The sequence below is a fragment of the Marinomonas pollencensis genome (genome assembly GCF_003387375.1).
Classification (GTDB): domain Bacteria; phylum Pseudomonadota; class Gammaproteobacteria; order Pseudomonadales; family Marinomonadaceae; genus Marinomonas; species Marinomonas pollencensis.
In genome coordinates this window covers 369,330-387,828 of the sequence record NZ_QUNG01000002.1, presented here as the reverse complement: position 1 = coordinate 387,828, position 18,499 = coordinate 369,330, and the positions used below count along the sequence as shown (strand labels likewise).

At 43.7% G+C, this 18,499-nt stretch carries 18 protein-coding genes; 13 read left to right on the top strand and 5 right to left on the bottom strand.

From position 1 onward, the window contains the following. Positions 1–6: 6 nt before the first annotated feature. Positions 7–2,445: an EAL domain-containing protein gene (locus DFP81_RS04770; protein ID WP_115896611.1), complete on the bottom strand. Its 2,439-nt coding sequence runs from the start codon at positions 2,443–2,445 to the stop codon at positions 7–9. A 162-nt stretch (positions 2,446–2,607) separates the two neighbouring features. On the opposite strand from DFP81_RS04770, the gene moaC reads away from it, so the two are divergent. Genes moaC through DFP81_RS04755 form a run of 3 tightly spaced genes read left to right on the top strand, consistent with a single transcriptional unit; the run spans position 2,608 to position 3,785 of the window. After that, on the top strand, positions 2,608–3,090 hold the full coding sequence (moaC, locus tag DFP81_RS04765) for a cyclic pyranopterin monophosphate synthase MoaC (RefSeq protein WP_115896610.1): 483 nt from the start codon (positions 2,608–2,610) through the stop codon (positions 3,088–3,090). Beyond that, a complete protein-coding gene (locus DFP81_RS04760; protein ID WP_115896609.1) occupies positions 3,083–3,337 on the top strand; it encodes a MoaD/ThiS family protein in 255 nt (84 codons plus the stop codon). Before moaC ends, DFP81_RS04760 begins: the two co-directional genes overlap by 8 nt. A gap of 1 nt (position 3,338) precedes the next feature. Further along, positions 3,339–3,785 (top strand): molybdenum cofactor biosynthesis protein MoaE, encoded by a 447-nt coding sequence (locus DFP81_RS04755; protein WP_115896608.1) that lies wholly within the window; start codon positions 3,339–3,341, stop codon positions 3,783–3,785. Between the two features lie 26 nt (positions 3,786–3,811). Here the strand turns inward: DFP81_RS04755 and DFP81_RS04750 are convergent, their stop codons facing one another. Then, positions 3,812–5,059 carry a tyrosine-type recombinase/integrase gene (locus DFP81_RS04750; RefSeq protein WP_115896607.1) on the bottom strand — a complete coding sequence of 416 codons (1,248 nt, stop codon included), beginning with the start codon at positions 5,057–5,059 and terminating at the stop codon, positions 3,812–3,814. A 557-nt stretch (positions 5,060–5,616) separates the two neighbouring features. Here DFP81_RS04750 and DFP81_RS04745 point away from each other — a divergent pair. The 3 genes from DFP81_RS04745 to DFP81_RS04735 all read left to right on the top strand — a co-directional run bounded on the left by DFP81_RS04745 (position 5,617) and on the right by DFP81_RS04735 (position 6,913). Beyond that, positions 5,617–5,865, top strand: a complete 249-nt coding sequence (locus DFP81_RS04745) for a hypothetical protein (protein WP_115896606.1) — start codon at positions 5,617–5,619, stop codon at positions 5,863–5,865. A 385-nt stretch (positions 5,866–6,250) separates the two neighbouring features. Beyond that, positions 6,251–6,532, top strand: coding sequence for a hypothetical protein (locus tag DFP81_RS04740; RefSeq protein WP_115896605.1), 282 nt, complete (start codon positions 6,251–6,253; stop codon positions 6,530–6,532). Positions 6,533–6,622: 90 nt separating this feature from the next. Continuing rightward, complete coding sequence (locus tag DFP81_RS04735) at positions 6,623–6,913, top strand: DUF3783 domain-containing protein (protein ID WP_115896604.1); 291 nt, start codon at positions 6,623–6,625, stop codon at positions 6,911–6,913. Between the two features lie 6 nt (positions 6,914–6,919). Here DFP81_RS04735 and DFP81_RS04730 read toward each other — a convergent pair whose 3' ends face one another. Then, positions 6,920–8,332: a M48 family metallopeptidase gene (locus DFP81_RS04730; RefSeq protein WP_115896603.1), complete on the bottom strand. Its 1,413-nt coding sequence runs from the start codon at positions 8,330–8,332 to the stop codon at positions 6,920–6,922. Positions 8,333–8,365: 33 nt separating this feature from the next. Between DFP81_RS04730 and DFP81_RS04725 the strand changes: the two genes are divergently transcribed. Together DFP81_RS04725 and DFP81_RS04720 are read left to right on the top strand one after the other, a co-directional pair. Continuing rightward, positions 8,366–8,611: a sulfurtransferase TusA family protein gene (locus DFP81_RS04725; protein WP_115896602.1), complete on the top strand. Its 246-nt coding sequence runs from the start codon at positions 8,366–8,368 to the stop codon at positions 8,609–8,611. A 10-nt stretch (positions 8,612–8,621) separates the two neighbouring features. Continuing rightward, complete coding sequence (locus tag DFP81_RS04720; protein WP_115896601.1) at positions 8,622–9,686, top strand: AI-2E family transporter; 1,065 nt, start codon at positions 8,622–8,624, stop codon at positions 9,684–9,686. Positions 9,687–9,754: 68 nt separating this feature from the next. Here DFP81_RS04720 and DFP81_RS04715 read toward each other — a convergent pair whose 3' ends face one another. After that, positions 9,755–11,380, bottom strand: coding sequence for an alpha-amylase family glycosyl hydrolase (locus DFP81_RS04715; RefSeq protein ID WP_115896600.1), 1,626 nt, complete (start codon positions 11,378–11,380; stop codon positions 9,755–9,757). Positions 11,381–11,552: 172 nt separating this feature from the next. Here DFP81_RS04715 and DFP81_RS04710 point away from each other — a divergent pair, with 172 nt between their 5' ends. Continuing rightward, the gene (locus DFP81_RS04710) at positions 11,553–12,707 is read left to right on the top strand and encodes an MFS transporter (RefSeq protein ID WP_115896599.1); all 1,155 of its coding nucleotides are present in this window, start codon (positions 11,553–11,555) and stop codon (positions 12,705–12,707) included. Here DFP81_RS04710 and DFP81_RS04705 read toward each other — a convergent pair. After that, the gene (locus DFP81_RS04705; RefSeq protein ID WP_115896598.1) at positions 12,658–13,578 is read right to left on the bottom strand and encodes a LysR family transcriptional regulator; all 921 of its coding nucleotides are present in this window, start codon (positions 13,576–13,578) and stop codon (positions 12,658–12,660) included. The genes DFP81_RS04710 and DFP81_RS04705 overlap by 50 nt on opposite strands. Positions 13,579–13,671: 93 nt before the next feature. Here DFP81_RS04705 and leuC point away from each other — a divergent pair, with 93 nt between their 5' ends. The 4 genes from leuC to asd all read left to right on the top strand — a co-directional run bounded on the left by leuC (position 13,672) and on the right by asd (position 18,146). Next, positions 13,672–15,099 (top strand): 3-isopropylmalate dehydratase large subunit, encoded by a 1,428-nt coding sequence (leuC, locus tag DFP81_RS04700; RefSeq protein WP_115896597.1) that lies wholly within the window; start codon positions 13,672–13,674, stop codon positions 15,097–15,099. 31 nt (positions 15,100–15,130) lie between these two features. After that, positions 15,131–15,781, top strand: coding sequence for a 3-isopropylmalate dehydratase small subunit (leuD, locus tag DFP81_RS04695; RefSeq protein ID WP_115896596.1), 651 nt, complete (start codon positions 15,131–15,133; stop codon positions 15,779–15,781). Between the two features lie 80 nt (positions 15,782–15,861). Beyond that, on the top strand, positions 15,862–16,953 hold the full coding sequence (gene leuB / locus DFP81_RS04690) for a 3-isopropylmalate dehydrogenase (protein WP_115896595.1): 1,092 nt from the start codon (positions 15,862–15,864) through the stop codon (positions 16,951–16,953). 74 nt (positions 16,954–17,027) lie between these two features. Then, entirely contained in the window at positions 17,028–18,146 is a 1,119-nt protein-coding gene (gene asd, locus DFP81_RS04685) for an aspartate-semialdehyde dehydrogenase (RefSeq protein ID WP_115896594.1), read from the top strand. The last annotated feature ends 353 nt before the right edge of the window (positions 18,147–18,499 follow it).

Genomic DNA, 18,499 nt, shown 5'->3' with positions numbered 1-18,499 from the left:
CGCAATTTAAGACCTTAATAAGGAAAGATAGTCATCGCATGGCATCGGGCGATACAGGTGATAGCCTTGACCGATTAAGCAGCGCCACTGTTCAAGTTGTAATGCGACTTCTTCGTTTTCAATGCCTTCGGCAACACTGCTGATGTTCATTTCTGAGCTTAACTGAATCATGTTGCGACAGAGAATGGCGCTGCTTTTGTCGGTTAAGCTTTGTGCAACGAAAAAACGGTCAATCTTCAGTTCGTTGGTTTGTAACGCAATCAAGTTCTGCATTGAGCTGTAACCAACCCCAAAGTCATCGATAGAAAGTTTAAAACCGGCTTTGTGTAATCGGTTTACATTGTCAAAAACCACATGGCTGTTTTCAAAAATGCTGGTCTCAGTCACCTCCATAACAAGTTGTGAGGCTGGAATTTGGTAGTATTGTTGTAGTGCAATAACTTTAGTCGCAAACCCTTCGTGCAGCATGTCTAAGGCAGATATGTTGATCGAGAGTGTTCTTTCTAATAAGAGTTCAGGGTGCTGTGCTGCCCACTTAAATACTCTGAAAATCACAAAGTCGGTGAGCTTGCAGATTAATCCAGCTTGCTCGGCAAGCGGAATAAATTCACCGGGAGAAACCATGCCAAGTTGTGAGTTTTTCCAGCGCAATAATACTTCCCCTCCGATGATTTTCCGACTGGTTAAACACACTTGAGGCTGTATCTCAAAATACAGTGCGTCATTCTTCAAATCCTGAGTGAGCAAAGTAAGCAGGTGTAACTGATGGGCGTAGTTTTGTTTTAGGGTTTGGTCAAAAGACTGCCAAGTGCCAATGTCTACTCGAATGTGATTACAGGCGATTAATGCATTTTGATACAGGGAGTCGAGGCTGTTGCTCTGGGATGGGTAGAGTGCACTGCCAATATTGTATTGGTAATGAAAGTCTAAATGACCGATTAAAATAGGCGTATCTAAAAACTTTTGTACCGTGTCGATATGACCAGTTAGCTCTGCTTTCGATAGACTAATAAAGGCCACTTTATTAGTGGAGATACGAATTAATTTCTTACTGGTGTGATTAGGCAGAGGTAAGGAAAGCACAGATTGTATCTGAGCGAGGGTGTTATCCAGGTTCTGAATAAGTGTGGATGTGGCTTGTTCGGCCTGTTTTGGTCCATAAGCCTGGCTCAGTTGGCTGTGACTGGTGATTTCAATCATCACCAAGGCTAAGTCAGAGTGTTTTAGCTTACTCAGCTGCAGGGGTAAGACATCGAAATAATAATAGCGATTAGGTAGGCCGGTACTGCTGTCGGTTTGGATTTTAACAGTGGTGTCCAGCTCAATTTGTTTTGCTTTATCAGTAAAGGCAATGGCAAAACCAAGTAGCTCAAGAAAGCTACATAATGGGAAAGCCGCTCTAGTAATGTCGTTAAACGGAATAAGGTCCCAATACATCATGGAGTTTATGGTGCTTCCAACACTGAGCATGATGATGGCAAATAGGTAGAAGCGAGCAGCAGTGAAACCTTTTCGGTATGAACTTATCCCATAACGCAGACAGAATAGGATCATTGACAGCTGCATGAAGACAAACAATATAGCGGATATTTTCTCTGAAAAAACCACACTGATAATAAAGTAGATACAGAATATCCAATCAACCCAAGTGAAAAACTTAGTCGATGTGGCCGGGGAAGAATTTGGTAAAAAGCCTAAGGTAAAGCGGTAAAGGCTCCAAGCAGCGAGAACAAATAAAGTAACTTTGGTTTCAATTAGCCAATGATGTACAAATTCAGGAAAAAACCAACGACTGGCGCCTATCATCATGGCGAGTGAGAGAAAGACGAGGCAGTGAAAGGCCAGATAATAGCCAAATGCGGCATAACGAAACTGTAAGAAGATGATGAAGTTGAAGGTGAGTAGGACGAGTACCCCCGTTAGTGCTACGGTCCAGAATAACGTGGTTGATAATTTTGCATGGGCCGTCTCTTCCCCTTGATAAAGTTGGATTGGGGTTAATAAAGGGCCGCGGCTATGCTTGCGAATGTAGAGCGAATTCTGTTGCTCGGGCTGGAGGGTTAGGTTCACCCAAATGCCATTGTAATAGGACACGTGATTTTGCCAGACTTGATTTGCACCACGTCGCCAATGTTGGGTTTGTTGGCCATCTTGTACCAGGTAAAAATCTAATTCATCAATTAGGTGGTTGCTTACTTGAAGGTCAATTGAGGTTGTTTTTTCAGGTGTAGGAAAATCAATCTTATGCCATATAACCTCATCTGAAAAGCGCTGTGAGGGGCGGTAAAGTGCTCTGTCAAAAGTGGCTTGGTTAAAAATATAAGGCAAAGATGAGGGGGTGTTTTGAACGTAAGTGGGGAGTACAGACAGTGGTATATTGTCTACATTATAGGCATGGCTTAACGAGCCAAAGAATAACATCAAAAAAAACAGAATAGACTTCATTCAGTTGGGTCCTAACGATCCATATGTCGCGAAATATTCGCTTCTTGTAGCAAGCTTGCGTGGAGACTTTTTAATCACTCGAGATTAATCTGCTTGCATTCCTATCTTGTTTCTTAAACCATAGTAGATATATCACCATTTGCTTTAATTATTGGACAAATTATGACGGATACACTTACGCATTTAGACCATCAGGGTAACGCTCACATGGTTGATGTGTCTGAAAAAATCATTACGAAACGCACAGCAACAGCGCAAGCTATTGTGGCTATGAAGGCGTCAACATTGACGAAAATTGTTGAGGGTGGTTTGCCCAAGGGTGATGTCATTGCAACCGCTCGTATTGCGGGGATACAGGCTGCCAAAAAAACGCCGGATTTGATTCCATTATGTCACCCGCTCATGTTGAGTAAGGTCAGTGTCGATATTAGTATTTTGAACGACCATGAAATTCAAATACTTTGTACTTGTGCGCTCAGTGGTAAAACTGGTGTTGAGATGGAGGCCTTGACCGGAGCCAGTGTTGCGGCTTTAACTTTATACGATATGGCGAAAGCCGTTGATAAAGGGATTGTTGTAAAAGAGGTGTGCTTGCTTGAAAAGCAGGGCGGCAAAAGCGGTGATTGGAGCAAAGCCAATGACTAATGTAAATGTGCTTTTCTTTGCTTCACTTAAAGAGACATTGGGCATTAGTGAATACCAGTTGGCGGGCAACTTTCCGATGACAATTAGGGCGGTTAAACAGCAATTGTCTGCAGAACTGGCAAAGGGTGACGCGTTATTAGGCGTCGGGATTCAGTCTTCTATTGATTATGAGTTTGCCCGAGACGCAGATTTAGTGGCGAGCTCGGCGCAAGAGATCGCGTTTTTTCCACCGGTTACCGGAGGGTAAGATGATCCGCGTACAACAAGAAGATTTTGATGTAGCAGCGCTTTACCAGGCGTTGTTGGTTGCCAATAAAACAGGTGCCGTGGCTATGTTTGTTGGTTTGGTGAGGGAGTTTGCCGAGCTACCGCCTGATGAATGCACGTTTGAATTAGAGCATTACCCCGGCATGACTGAGCACAATTTACAAAGCATAGTGGATGACGCTAAGTCGCGTTGGGATTTGCAAGAGGTGCGAGTTGTTCACCGAGTAGGGCGATTGTCTATCAATGATCAAATTGTCTTTGTTGGGGTCAGTTCGAGCCATCGAGCTGAAGCATTCCAAGCGTGCGATTTTATAATGGATTATTTAAAGAGTCGTGCCGCATTCTGGAAAAAAGAAACACAAGGAAGTCGCAGCCAATGGGTTGAGGCAAGTGAAAAGGACAAAACCCGCTTAGCAAGATGGCAATAATCTAAGCCGGTTTTGAACCTTGTTACTCAATGTGGTCGTAATGTTTTTTTACGGCCACTAGCGTGCCTTTCTCGGTATTCAGTGTCTATGTAGCGATCTGTTGTTGCCATACTGGCATGGCCAGCATCTTCGCGGACATGTTCTTTAGGTCGGGTTTTAACGTCTTCTGAAATGCCGGTATGACGTAGCCAATGCACGGTTGCAACGCGTAGGTCTTCGGCGTCTGAGCGCATGCCATCTTGACACATTCTTTCGTAAGCTTGATCAAAGCAGAACTGCACTATATTTCTAACTTGTCGTGAGCTTGTCATTGGGCCTTGACCACGATTTTTAGGGATCAATGGCGTGTGTTCGGCAATGGTGGGCATATCAGGAAGGTCGCGAAAGCGACGGTAGCGAACCAATGCCGATAACATGTCGTCTGACACGGCAATCAATCTTTCTTTATTGCCTTTTGAAAGTACTTTAAACCACCAGTGACCATCTGTGTCCTTGGTAAAGTCGCCCATAACAGGGGCAGAACGTTCATCGGCAACTAACTCTGAGATACGCAAATACATGCCTAATAATGCATTCATGATAAACAAGGTTCGCTCATGCATGTTTGGGTCTTCTTCGGCCAGTAATTCGGCTGTCTCAATAACGTAATCCCATTGCAGATTTGAAATGCGGCGGACTTGGCGCCGAGTTACTTCTTTTTTTACAAATTTACTTTTTTGACGAATTAAAGCAACTGGGTTTTGAGCAACGGCTTCTTCTTGCATGAGAAAGCCATAGTATGAAGATAAAATAGAAAAAGTGGCGCGTATTGCTGCTTGTGACAGCGAATGTTGCTTGGTGACAGGCTCGGCGCCGTTTTTAAACTCTAGCTTAGAAATATGACTGACAAAGGGCTTCCATTGTTTGTTTGGAACACGAGCACCTCTGTGCAGTTTAAAGCGAGCGACATTTTTAATGCCAATCCATTCTTCAGGGGGAGACATGCAAAAATGGATGAATTCTTCAATTTGGTCGCGACGTAGATGGGTGGTCGGCGATGACTGTATGTGCCATGACCATAGTAATAGGCGCTCTACTTCTCTTCGGTAAGCATTGAAGGTGGCTTGTGAGCCGTTGTAGCTATAGATAAAGCAAAGGGCGAGTTGCAGGTCTCGTTTGAAATCAGGGTTGCTTAGTAGTGGGGTGCTAGGCAGCATTTCCGCCACAATATTATCAAACTGCGTAAAGGGGTTTGGGAGGTGTTCTAGATTGTCTATTAAGGCTGCTGGTGTCATCGGGTTACTTTATTTATAAGCTCTTGTTAGCGTAGCAAAAAAACTCTTGCACCATCATAAATGACTATCTTTTTGATTCCTATAGTATTTTCAATAATTGTGTAGCACGACCTTGGTTATTTGAAGTGTGTAAAGGGTAAAAAATAGCTTATTGGGAAAAGGTAAAATGTGCAATCAATGGGAAAACTAAGGATGAAATAAGTGCGAAATAAGGTCTTATGTGTTTGTATTATTTTTGATCAGTTATGAGGGCGGGAAGCGAAATCTCAATGTTATATCATAGAAAAGTAACCGTTTTGTGACAAAAAAAGCCTATATTTGCTGTTTTTTGGTGAGTTTTTCTTTTTGACTTCGATTAGATCGCTCATTTTAGCGAGGTCTGTGGGCTGTGTTGCTGTCTTAATTGGCTAAATTTTGCATGTTAATGTGAATAATTGAATGTAAAAAGAAACCATCCTATCCCACCTATTTATTTCAATCTAGAGTGCTATTATCCCTCCCATAGAAATTAGGCCTGAAGTTAGCGGCCTATGTAAGAATAGGTAAGGAGATACAGGATGACAATTTACACCAAAAGCATTGTTGCTTTTCTGGCGTCCTTAGCACTGGCATCAACCGCTTTGGCATCTGCTGGTGACTTAGGTCACGGCACTATCAAGCGTGCACAGGCAAACATTGGTTCATTAGAAGCAAGAATTTCAAATATTGAATTAAGTGTTGATACCAATACCGCTTTTATTACACAAGATGAAAGCACTTCTGTTAAAAATGGTAGAGCTAATTTATTTAGTAATATACTGAACTGATTTATTTTTTTTAGAAAGAGGCCCAATTTTATATTGGGCCTTTTTTTTGTCTTAAATATATTTTACTGGTTTATTTTAAAATACGTGCTTGACGTTTTTTCGTTAAACCTAATTTAGTGTGGGGTTAATAAGATTGTGTCATAAATAAGGAGGATTTCGCATCTTGGTTCTTATTTTTTGATGTTGTTTTTGTATTGTTTCATTAAGTAAGAAGCTAGATCAAAATATGCTCAATTCGATCGAAATTTCATGTTGCTTTGAATAGTTGAAGGTAAAGTGACACTGTCGGTTATCGCCTATTTATTTTTATATTTAATGTTATTATTTCTCTTATCGAAAAACGAGAAACATTAACTTCTCATTAAATATATCAAAGGAGATATAAATGAAACTTTTTACTAAAAGCGCACTTACTATTCTAGCAGCTTCTTCTATCGCTTCTGTTGCTGTAGCAGCACCTGGTGATAGTACTTACGGAAAAATTGCTAAAGCTGAAGCGCAAATCCACTCCCTTGAATCACAGCTAAACAGTAAAGGTGTTGCTGTAGATGTCAATGCAGACACTAATGCTGCGATCTCTCCAAGTGAAAAAGTAGCTGATCTTAACAAACAAGTAAGAAGTCTTCAGTCTCAGCTAGACGCAGTGACAGCGCAACGTTCTGAATAACGTTTAGCGTACTAAGAGCAGGGGTTGGGGAAGAGCGAGATGTAGGTTTTTCCCCAATGTCATTTAACCGCTAGAGAATAGGGAGTTTACATGCAAAAGATAAAATTATTACTGCCGATACTTGTTCTTGTATTGAGTACTAATTTATATGCATCAGAGTCCGATCAATATAATAAACGTCTTGATCAAGACCGTGCCTTACTGAATCAACTGGTTAGTCAATTAAAGCAGCATGGTGTTAAAGTAAAGGCGACGGTTACTCCAAATTCATTGTCTTCTAAAATGGAAGAGCATGCCGTTTTACAAGCAAAGATTTTACATTATCAAAGAAAGCTTCAGAAAATAATAGCATCTTCATATTGTGCTAATGCAGATTACTGATTCGTTTTATTTTATATCTTGCCTTTTTTCTACCTCTTTTATTCTTTCGAAATACTCTTCTGTTTTTTTGACTATCTCCTTGTCTTGTAAGGAAATATCCCTGTATGCTCGGGATATCAAGTTTTCTGCTTGTTTGTCTTTCCCTTGGCTGAACTCATATAAAGCTTTGTAATTAAGCGCCATTGGTATATTGCTAATACCTTGGTAGTAATTCATATAGGCTTCCCACATTTGTTTTTTCTGGTACAAGTAGGGCGTTTTTAAAGTTTCTGGCTTTTTGTTGGTGAGTTCTGCGTACAAGGTCGAAAATACAATATCCTTGGGAGCCAAACTCAATTTGGCTTTGAGTATTGCCAATGCGTTACTCTGTTGATTGTTGGCGGCAAATGATTTCACCCGTAAATAATCAATGAAGCGATTACTGTGATTAACCTTGCTTAACGAGTTGAGCGCTTGATCAGGTGATTGATCCAGATAATGCAAAAGGGCTTTGGCATAATGTCCAACATCTGACTGCGAATCTGGGAAAATGCTTGCTAGATAGTGATATGGATCGTCAGCCAGCATGGCGCGGTAGGTGAGTAGTGTCGCTCTAAAATAGTCGAAGTCACTGTGGTTACGAGTTTCAAGAATGCTTTTTGGTGAGCTAGTCGAAAGTGAGTCAGCCATGCGAGTTTGTGGTAATGGGTGACTGGATAAAAATTCAAGCTGTGGGCGGTGCGAAGAAGCTTTAGCCAGCGCGCTAAATAATGTGTTCATGCCTTTGGGGTCTAACCCAGCATCAACAAGATATTGACGCCCATGGCGATCTGCTTCTTGTTCTTGGGTGCGGCTATAAGACAGTAGACCATCAACTTGATTGGCCATACCCCCCATCCAAAGTGCTGCACTGGCATCCGGGTCAGCGCCAGCGAGTGCAGCCGCAAAGCCTGCGCCAATCAGCAATAAGTTTTTGTGAAACTCTTCACCAGCATGTTGAGTTTGGCGCTCATAATGGTTTAGATCTAAATGAGAGACCTCATGCGCCAGTAAGCCATAAAAGGTGTCTTCGCTAGTGATGATCTCCATAATGTCTGAGTAAATAAAGAGATGATTGCCAGGAATGACAAACGCATTGGTTTGTGTGCTGTTAAGTAGCGTCATTTCAATCATCTTATTGTATAAGCTGGTCTGGGGTAAAATTCTGGATAATGCCCCTTTGAGATAGTCATAAGCGGGTGGGAAATCGATGACAGAAGCGCTGCCGTTTAGTTTTCGAAACCAATGTTGCCCAACCACATAGCTTGGGTTGGAGAGGGATCGCTCATCTTTGGTCGCGGTTAGGTCGGGCAGTATGGAATAGGCTGAATTAGAAAAACTAATAGAAAAAACAACAAGCAAGATGCTCAACTTAGTTGTAACGGCTGAAAATAGTCTCATAATATGGCACATATACTCATCGTGGAGATGCGAATGGTTGTCAAGAGTTGTTACGAGTATGACGTAATATTAGATGCAAGAGAAGATCGATGTCCTATGCCATTGTTAAAGACCAAGATGGCACTGAGTAAAATGCAAGCAGGAGAGAGTTTGTGTGTTATGACACAGGACGCAGGCTCGCTCAAAGACATTCCCCATTATTTTAATCTTGTTGGTCATCGGCTGATCGATCAACAAGAAAATGGCGGCGTGTTTACCTTTATTGTTCAAAAAAAATAAGACGGAACCTATGTTTAAGATAGTCGACACCCTGATAAAGCGTTATCTCTCAAATGAAGAAGTGGTGGTTTTTTTACTCTTGTTGGCTACGACGCTGATTGCCTTAGCGTTTTGGGGGGGGATACTCGCCCCTGTGTTGATTGCTGTGGTGCTGGCTTTTTTGTTGCAAGGCTTGGTTGAGCGTTTACAAAAAATAGGCATTGGCCATACCATGTCGGTGTTATTTGTGTTTCTCTCCTTTATCGCCGCTTGCGGTGCCTTTATTGGCATCATGGTGCCGATTATTTGGCAACAAGCGGTCCGTTTTATTAATGATTTACCGCGTATGATCAAAGGAATTCAAGGGGGGATTGAGCACTTCGCACAAGGGCATTCTGATCTAGTCAGCCAAAGTGCAGTGGATGAAGTGGTAAATACGTTAGCCACCGAATTTACTAATATTGGACAATGGTTGGTGTCGTACTCTATCGCCAGTATCCCTTCGATATTTTCCCTGATGATTTACCTAGTGTTGGTGCCATTGGTGATGTTCTTCTTGTTAAAAGATCAAAAAAAGATCGTTGCATATTTAACCTCTTGGTTGCCAAAAGAGCGCATGATGATGCGTAACATTGCCCATGAAATGAATGAACAAATAGCGAATTATATTCGCGGTAAAGTCATTGAAATGTTGGTTGTGGGAGTAGTGACCTATGTTGTCTTTGCTGTGATGGGATTGCGTTACGCCGAGTTGTTGGCATTGTTGGTGGGGTTGTCAGTGCTGATTCCCTACATTGGTGCAGCTGCGGTGACTATTCCGGTGGTTTTGGTGGCGTTTTATCAATATGGCACGGGCAGTGATTTTATCTATTTGGTGGTTGCCTATTTAGTGGTGCAAGGCCTTGATGGGAATGTTTTAGTGCCTTTGTTATTTTCAGAGGCGGTGAATTTACACCCTGTGGCGATTATTGTTGCCGTGTTGTTTTTTGGTGGCGTGTGGGGCTTTTGGGGGATCTTTTTCGCGATTCCACTGGCGACATTGGTGAAGGCAATTATTAATGCATGGCCGCGTCAGGATCGTTTGCCCAGCCTCTAAGGACAATCAAATAACAGCCTTATATGAAAGCCCCTTGCCAATTTGGTAAGGGGCTTTTTAGTGTCCTTCTATGGTAAAACGTGTGCTACTACAACACTGTATGGGGGGAGAATTACTTGTTGATTTTTCAAATATCCTGCCGGTAGTGCTTGAGGAAGAAGAAGGGGGGATAAGTTTAGCTCAGGTATTAATATCTTAGTTTGCCCTGAGGTGTTTAGCGCAATATACAAGCTGCTATCCTGGTGACTACGAGTAAAGGCAAGAGTGGTTTCGTCGTCGTATAGAAACGCAATATCACCATGAATCAGCTCTGGGTGTGCATGCCGTAAATGCAAAAAGTCACGATAAGCGTGCAGTACTGATGAGCGGTCACCTTCTTGCTCTGTTACTGCTAGTGGAAGGTGGCGCTCATCCACGGGTAACCAAGTCTGCTTGCTTTGAGAAAAACCTCCTGCGCTGCTATTCGACCAAGGCATTGGAGTACGGCAGCCGTCTCGTCCTTTGAATTCGGGCCAAAAATTAATTCCATAAGGATCAACAAGTTGGTCATATTCAAGCTCGGCTTCCGGGAGCCCAAGTTCTTCTCCTTGATACAGGCAGATACTGCCGCGCAGTGACAAAAGCATCACCATGAATACTTTGCTTTTGTTTGCGCAACTGTGCTCTGCGCCCCAGCGAGTCGCCACACGTTCTACGTCGTGGTTGCCAATTGACCAGCAAGGCCAGCCATCGCCCAACCCCGCTTCAATGGTTTCCATCGTGTGTCGGATGTGCGTCATGGAGGCATCGTGGGTTAATAAATCAAACGAATAACACATATGCAATTTGTCATTGCCCTGGGTGTATTGTGCCATTGTTTTTAGTGAGAAATCACAGCCCACTTCACCCACTGTGGTGGTATTAGGGTATTGGTCTAACAAGGCGCGTAACCTTTGTAAGAAGGCGATGTTTTCAGGTCGTGATTTATCGTACAGGTGTTGCTGGTAGGCGTAGGGGTTGTCGAGTCGAACACCGATACTGCCTTCGACAATTTCTTCTTTGGCTGGGTTGTCTCTGAGCTCAGTGTCATGGAAAAAATAGTTTGAGGTATCCAGTCGAAAGCCATCAACACCGCGTTTTAGCCAGAACTCAACGGTGTCTAGTATGGTATTGACGACATCTGGGTTGTGAAAGTTAAGGTCTGGTTGGCTGTCGAGAAAATTATGCAAATAATACTGTTTTCGGCGGCTGTCCCATTGCCAAGCTGGACCACCAAAAACAGATAACCAGTTGTTGGGTACTGTGCCATCCGGTTTGGCATCAGCCCAGATATACCAATCGGATTTGTCATTATCATGACTCTGTCTAGAAGCTTCGAACCAAGGGTGTTTATCAGAGGTATGGTTTAGTACTTGGTCAATAATTACTTTGAGGCCATGTTGATGGGCGGCAGTTATAAGAGCGTCGAAGTCATCTAAAGTGCCAAAAATAGGATCTACATCGCAGTAATCAGAAACATCGTAGCCAAAATCTTTCATTGGAGAAGTAAAGAAAGGTGAAAGCCATATTGCATCTACGCCTAGGGTGGCAATATATTCCATTTTTTCAGTGACCCCTGGTAAGTCACCAATGCCATCGTTATTAGCATCATAAAAACTGCGTGGATACACTTGATAAATGACTGCGCCGCGCCACCAATCCAATTTGTTTTTCATATAGACCTCATTTAAAGTAAAGCTAGCTAATTAATATGATGGTACATTCTTATTTCTATGCAAGGTTTTATGCATGACTAATGCCTAAAACCATCATCGCCTCTTCGTTAATTAATATGCTTTGACTGTGGCTCAACCTGGCCAGTAAAAAAAGTATCTCACTGGAATGATTATGTTTGCAGCTAAAGCCCGCCCCATTGCGTGGCCCTTGTTTAGTTTTTACTTCTTTTTTTGTTGCTTGATTGGCGTCATGATGCCTTATATTTCAATTTACTATAAGTCGATAGGTCTCAGTGCATCAGAAATAGGGCGTTTAATGTCCACTTTTACACTGTCTGGCATTTTGGTGCCACATTTCTGGGGCTGGTTGACTGCAAAAGTTGGCTTACCCAAAAAAGTACTGCAGCTGGCTGTATTTGGGTGTTTTATTTGTGTTATTCCATTTAATTGGAATGACCAGTTTGAATCCCTGTGGCTGTTGACCTGTGCGATGGCGCTGTTCTATTCCGCTTTGATCCCAATGACAGACGCTTTGGCGGTTCGCAGTATTCGTGATTTAAATGTGCCCTACACACGATTGCGTGTTGGGGGCTCTATTGGTTATGTCGTCGCGGTCGCCAGCACAGGTTTTCTAATTGGCCATTTTGGGCCCAGTGTTGTGATTCCTGTTATGTGCAGTTATTTGCTGCTGGCACTGATTACTACTTTTTTTATTAAAGAACAGGCTTATGGAGTCGTGATTCATAAAGAAACGGTTTCATTTGTCTCCTTATTGCGCAGCAGAGAGTCTGTATTTTTCTTTTTATTGGCGTTTTTGTCGTTTATGGCGCACGCGCCTTTTAATGTCTTTTTTGCCGTGCATTTAGAAGACGCTGGCTATAGTGGTCAGCAAATAGGTTTGTTGATTGCCCTTGGCGTGGTAATGGAAATTGTCTTGTTTTTGTTTGGCGGCAATATGGTGAAAAAATTTCACCTGTTTCATATTATGGTTTTGTGTTTTATATGTGGTGCCGTTCGATGGTTTTTAGTGGGCTGGTTTGCAGAGATTCTCTGGGTCCTAGTTTTTACTCAATTACTTCATTGTATTACTTTTGCGCTGTTTCATATGGTGTCTATTGAGCGCGTTCGGCTTTTGTTCCCTGAGCGCTACGCAAGCCAAGGGCAGGCGATGTACAGCGCCTTTGCCATCGGTCTGGGTGGTGGATTAGGGATGGTGGGCGCGGGCTACCTGTGGGAATGGTTAGGTGACGCTTGGGTATTTACCATTGCTGCCAGTATTAGTGTGTTGGCGGTGATGATTCTTTGGCTGAGTCAGCGTCTGCGTTAAGGCTATGCGCTCGTAATAGCTCGATAAACGCGAGGGCGGCACGGCTCAGGGTTTTTTGCTTATGATGAATGATGCCTAAGCGTCGCTCTACATTAAGGTCAGGGTGGTTAAGCGTAATCAGCTTGTCGTCAACTAATGTAGACGGTAATAGAGACCAGCCCCAGCCAATACTGACGAGCATAGCAAGGGTTTCCAAATGGTTAGTGTTCATTCTCACTTGGGGCTTGAGGCCTTGCTTGCCAAACACCTGTTCTGCAATTTGACGGGTAAAAGTGTTTTCATTGGGCAGTACGCAAGGATGATTGGCAAGTTCTGCTAATTTCAGATCGCTTACTTTAGCCAATGGGTGGTCACGGCTGACGACACAGGTGAGCGGGTCAGACCAAATAGGAATGGACTCAATCAAATGATCATCTTTATTCGATAAAGTAATAATCCCCAGTTCCACTTCACCCCTTAAAACTTGCTGATAAGCCTCTTCGGATTGGGTGAAATCAATGTCGAGCTTGGCTTGAGGGTAGTGAACTTGAAATGCTTTTAAAATGGTTGGCAGTCGTCGTAGTCCAATATGGTGGCTGGTGGCTAATCTTAGCTCTCCGTTAACATCTTCCATTTGCAGTGTCATGCTGTGTTGGATGTCTTTTAAGTCATCGGCAATTTTTTGCGCTTTAGGCAGTAATTGAATGCCGGCTTCAGTGAGCACTATTTGTCGTCCGATACGATCAAATAGCCTTACGCCAAGTGTGTTTTCTAGTGCTGCAATGCGTTTACTAATGGCAGGTTGTGTGACAAATAAACGCTGTGCGGCTTCTGAAAAGGATTTGGTTTCAGCCACTTTTATAAAGGTAAGCAGTTCGGCAATGTCCATCATTCCAAAAAATTATCCAAAACATGAAAAATATGAATTTGAGTAATTTAAGCGAAAGTTTTAGGATAGCGCAATAGGTTATTTAGGAGAGAAGCTATGTCAGGTAAAACCCTTTACGACAAGTTGTGGGACAGCCACCTTGTTCAGCAGCGCGATGATGGTAGTGCATTGATTTATATCGATTTGCAATTACTTCATGAAGTAACTTCACCACAAGCGTTTGAAGGATTGAGACTAGCTGGTCGTAAGCCTTGGCGTGTGTCGTCAAGTCTTGCTACGCCAGATCATAACGTGCCAACCACACAGAAAGAGCGTGTTGATGGTGTGAATGGTATTGAAGACCCAGTATCAAAAATCCAAGTAACCACTTTGGATGACAACTGTAATGAATTTGGAATCACCGAATTCAGCATGAAAGATATTCGCCAAGGGATCGTGCATGTTGTTGGGCCAGAACAAGGTGCAACGCTTCCTGGTATGACGGTAGTGTGTGGGGACTCTCATACTTCTACTCACGGTGCGTTTGGGGCATTGGCGCATGGTATCGGTACTTCTGAAGTCGAGCATGTACTAGCGACCCAATGTTTGGTGCAAAAGAAAAGCCGCAATATGTTGGTTCGAGTGGACGGTGAGTTGTCCCCTTGGGTATCGGCAAAAGATGTTGTGTTGGCGATTATCGGCGCCATTGGCACCGCAGGTGGTACAGGTTATGCCATTGAATTTGGTGGCACAGGGATTCAGTCGTTATCAATGGAAGGGCGTATGACCGTCTGTAATATGGCCATTGAAGCGGGTGCTCGTGTTGGTTTGATCGCAGTAGATGATACTACAATCGAATACGTGAAAGGCCGCCCATATGCGCCAAAAGGCGAGCATTGGGATATGGCTGTAGAAGCATGGCGCGATCTAGTGTCTGATAAAGATGCCCAATTCGATGAGGTTGTGGTGTTGAAATCAGAAGACATCAAACCACAAGTAACATGGGGAACATCCCCTGAAATGGTCATTGCCATTGATGAAGCCATTCCTCGCGCAGAAGACCAAACCGATCCAGTGAAAAAAGAAGGTTATGCACGCGCCTGGAAGTACATGGGCCTTGAAGGTAAAACGACCTTAGCTGATGTTACCTTGGACCGTGTGTTTATCGGCTCTTGTACGAACTCACGTATTGAAGATTTACGTATTGCTGCGCAAGTGGTTAAAGGTCGTAAAGTGGCGTCAACGCTTAAGCAAGCGATTGTTGTGCCGGGCTCTGGCTTGGTAAAAGCGCAAGCTGAAAAAGAAGGTTTGCACACCATTTTCGAAGAAGCCGGTCTGGAGTGGCGTGAGCCGGGTTGTTCCATGTGTTTGGCAATGAATGCGGATAAATTAGGGGCTGGTGAGCATTGTGCTTCTACTTCTAACCGTAACTTCGAAGGACGTCAGGGCTTTGGTGGGCGTACCCATCTTGTGAGCCCTGCAATGGCGGCTGCCGCTGCGATTGCTGGTCACTTTGTAGATGTAAATGAGTTTGTTAAACACTAGGAGCTCTCTCTAGCAGAGAAGGAGAATGTAAATGCGTCCTTTTACTAAGCACACAGGGTTAGCCGCTCCTTTGGATTTGGCAAACGTTGACACTGATATGATCATTCCAAAGCAGTTCTTGAAATCCATCAAGCGTACTGGTTTTGGTAAAAATTTATTTGATGAGCTTCGTTATGAAGACGAAGGTCAGCCTGACCAAGAATGTACTGGTCGTCCGATCCGTAAAGACTTTGTGCTCAATCAAGCGCGTTACCAAGGTGCTAGCGTGCTCTTGGCGCGCCAAAACTTTGGTTGTGGCTCGAGTCGTGAACACGCACCTTGGGCATTAGATGACTATGGCTTTCGTGCCATTATTGCACCTAGCTTTGCTGATATTTTTTATAATAATTGCTTTAAAAACGGCCTTTTACCTATTGTTTTAGCGCCGGAAGAAGTGGATCAATTATTTGCTGAAGTGGCGGCCAGCGAGGGTGCTGAAGTAGTGGTTGACCTTGAGGCGCAAACAGTAACGTCACCATCAGGAGATGTGTTTGAGTTTTTGGTTGATACTTTCCGTAAGCATTGCTTGTTAAACGGCTTGGACGATATTGGTTTGACGCTACAGCAAGAAGATAGCATCCATCGTTTTGAAGAAAAACGCATGGCGGCAGCGCCTTGGTTGTTTTTGTCTCGTGGTCAATAGGCACTGAAATACTAATCGATTTGTGCCAATGGCTTGTAATAAGTCATTGGCGGCACAGAGAAAAAATAAAGGGTTAAGTAATGTCTAAAAATGTATTGGTATTGCCGGGTGATGGCATTGGTCCTGAGATTGTTGAGCAAGCAGTTCGTGTGCTTGATTTAGTCAACACTCAATTTAATTTGGGTATTAGCCATGAGAGTGCGTTGGTTGGTGGTTCTGCTTATGATGAAACTGGCTCTCCATTGCCGGAAGCAACCTTAACCAAAGCCAAAGCCGCGGATGCTATTTTGCTGGGTGCGGTTGGTGGACCAAAATGGGATGGCCTTGATATGGCTGTGCGCCCAGAAAAAGGCTTGTTAGGGCTGCGTTCTAATCTTGAGCTTTTTGCTAATTTGCGTCCTGCGATTCTTTATCCGCAATTGGCGGATGCATCTAGCTTGAAGCCAGAAATTGTGGCGGGCTTGGACATTCTTATTGTGCGTGAGCTAACGGGCGGTATTTACTTCGGTCAGCCGCGTGGCATTCGTACGTTAGACAACGGTGAGCGCCAAGGATTTAATACCTACGTTTACAGTGAGTCTGAAATCCGTCGTATTGCCCGTTCTGCTTTTGAAGCGGCTCGTCAGCGCGGAAAGCGCGTCTGTTCGATTGATAAATCCAATGTGCTTGAGGTAACGGTACTTTGGAAAGAAATCATGGAAGAAGTGGCAAAAGAGTATCCTGATGTCGAATTAACGCACATGCTAGTAGATAATGCTGCAATGCAGCTGGTTCGTGCACCAAAACAGTTTGATGTAATGGTTACTGGCAACATGTTTGGTGATATTCTATCTGACGCAGCCGCTATGTTAACTGGCTCTATTGGTATGTTGCCTTCGGCTTCATTGAATGCAGAAGGTCGTGGCATGTATGAGCCTTGTCATGGTTCAGCGCCAGATATTGCAGGCCAAGGTATTGCTAACCCGTTAGCAACCATTTTATCTGTGGCCATGATGTTGCGTTACTCTTTAGATGCGAAAGAGGCTGCAGATGCTATTGAAGCGGCAGTTAGTCGAGTTCTAGATCAAGGTCTAAGAACCGCTGATATTGCTTCTCAAGATTGTCAAACAGTCAGCACGCAAGCCATGGGCGATGCGGTGTTGGCTGCATTAGAAGCGGTACTTAAAGCCTAGTCAGAATGACTAGGTGTTCACTCGGGATATTGCTCTTGGTATGAGTGACCCCACAAAAAAAGGTAGAGATAACCATGTCAAAACACACTGTAGGTTTAGTCGGCTGGCGCGGAATGGTTGGTTCCGTGCTGATGCAACGTATGCGAGAAGAAAAAGACTTCGATCACATTGATCCGATCTTTTTTACCACCTCTCAGACGGGGCAAAAAGGGCCTGAAATTGGTAAAGATATTCCATTACTTCAAGATGCGAATGATATTGAAGCTTTGAAGAAAATGGACATTATTATTACCTGCCAAGGTGGGGATTATACCAAGGCTATTTACCCTCAGTTGCGTGATGCGGGTTGGAAAGGCTATTGGATTGATGCGGCGTCTTCTTTGCGCATGGACAAAGATGCCATCATTGTCTTGGATCCAGTAAACCAAAACGTCATCAAGCAAGGTTTGAAAGATGGCGTAAAAACCTTTGTTGGTGGTAACTGTACGGTCAGCTTAATGTTATTGGCTTTGGGTGGCTTGTTCGAAAAAGGCCATATCGAGTGGATGACGTCGATGACCTATCAAGCCGCGTCTGGTGGCGGTGCTCGCCATATGCGCGAATTGATCAATCAGATGGGCATGCTACAAGGTTCGGTTGCGGCCGAATTAGCAGACCCTGCCAGCGCTATCTTGGACATCGATCGCAAAGTGGCAGAACAAATGCGTTCTAACACTATGCCAGTCGATCAGTTTGGTGTGCCGCTAGCGGGTTCATTGATTCCTTACATTGATTCTCAGCTTGAAAACGGCCAGAGTCGTGAAGAGTGGAAGGCGCAAGCTGAAACAAACAAGATTCTTGGTAATACAGGCTCTATTATTCCTGTGGATGGCTTGTGTGTCCGAGTGGGTGCGATGCGTTGTCATAGTCAAGCGTTTACCATCAAGCTTAACCAAGATATCCCAGTGGCGGATATTGAAGGCATGCTGGCTCAGCATAATGACTGGGTGAATGTTGTCGCTAATGATAAAGAAGCGACTATGGCGGGGTTAACGCCGACGGCAGCGACTGGTACTTTGAATATTCCTGTAGGGCGTATTCGTAAGCTTAACATGGGGCCTGAATACATCAGTGCTTTCTCTGTTGGTGACCAGCTTCTATGGGGGGCTGCTGAGCCTCTACGTCGTATGCTGCGAATTCTTCTAGAGGCTTAATGGCTTCTAGTTAAGTAATCACTGCTAAAACGCTGCCCTTGGGTAGCGTTTTTTTTGACTAAAATGCAGCCTCAAGGCTTAAGAGGGGGTTCTTTTTTGTGAGCTGGCGCTGAGCATGGCAAATCGGAAAATCCAAACTAAGAGGGCTGGATGGCTTCTGTCAGGCACTTTGCGCTGTGATTATTAGTGTGCTTTGGTGTCTTCTAGAGGTTTAATTAGTACTTGTTAATGCATTGGTTGGAAAACGCTGTCCTTGGGTGGCGTTTTTTTTGACTAAAATGCAGCCTCAAGGCTTAAGAGGGGATTCTTTTTTGTGAGCTGGCGCTGAGCATGGCAAATCAGAAAATCCAAAC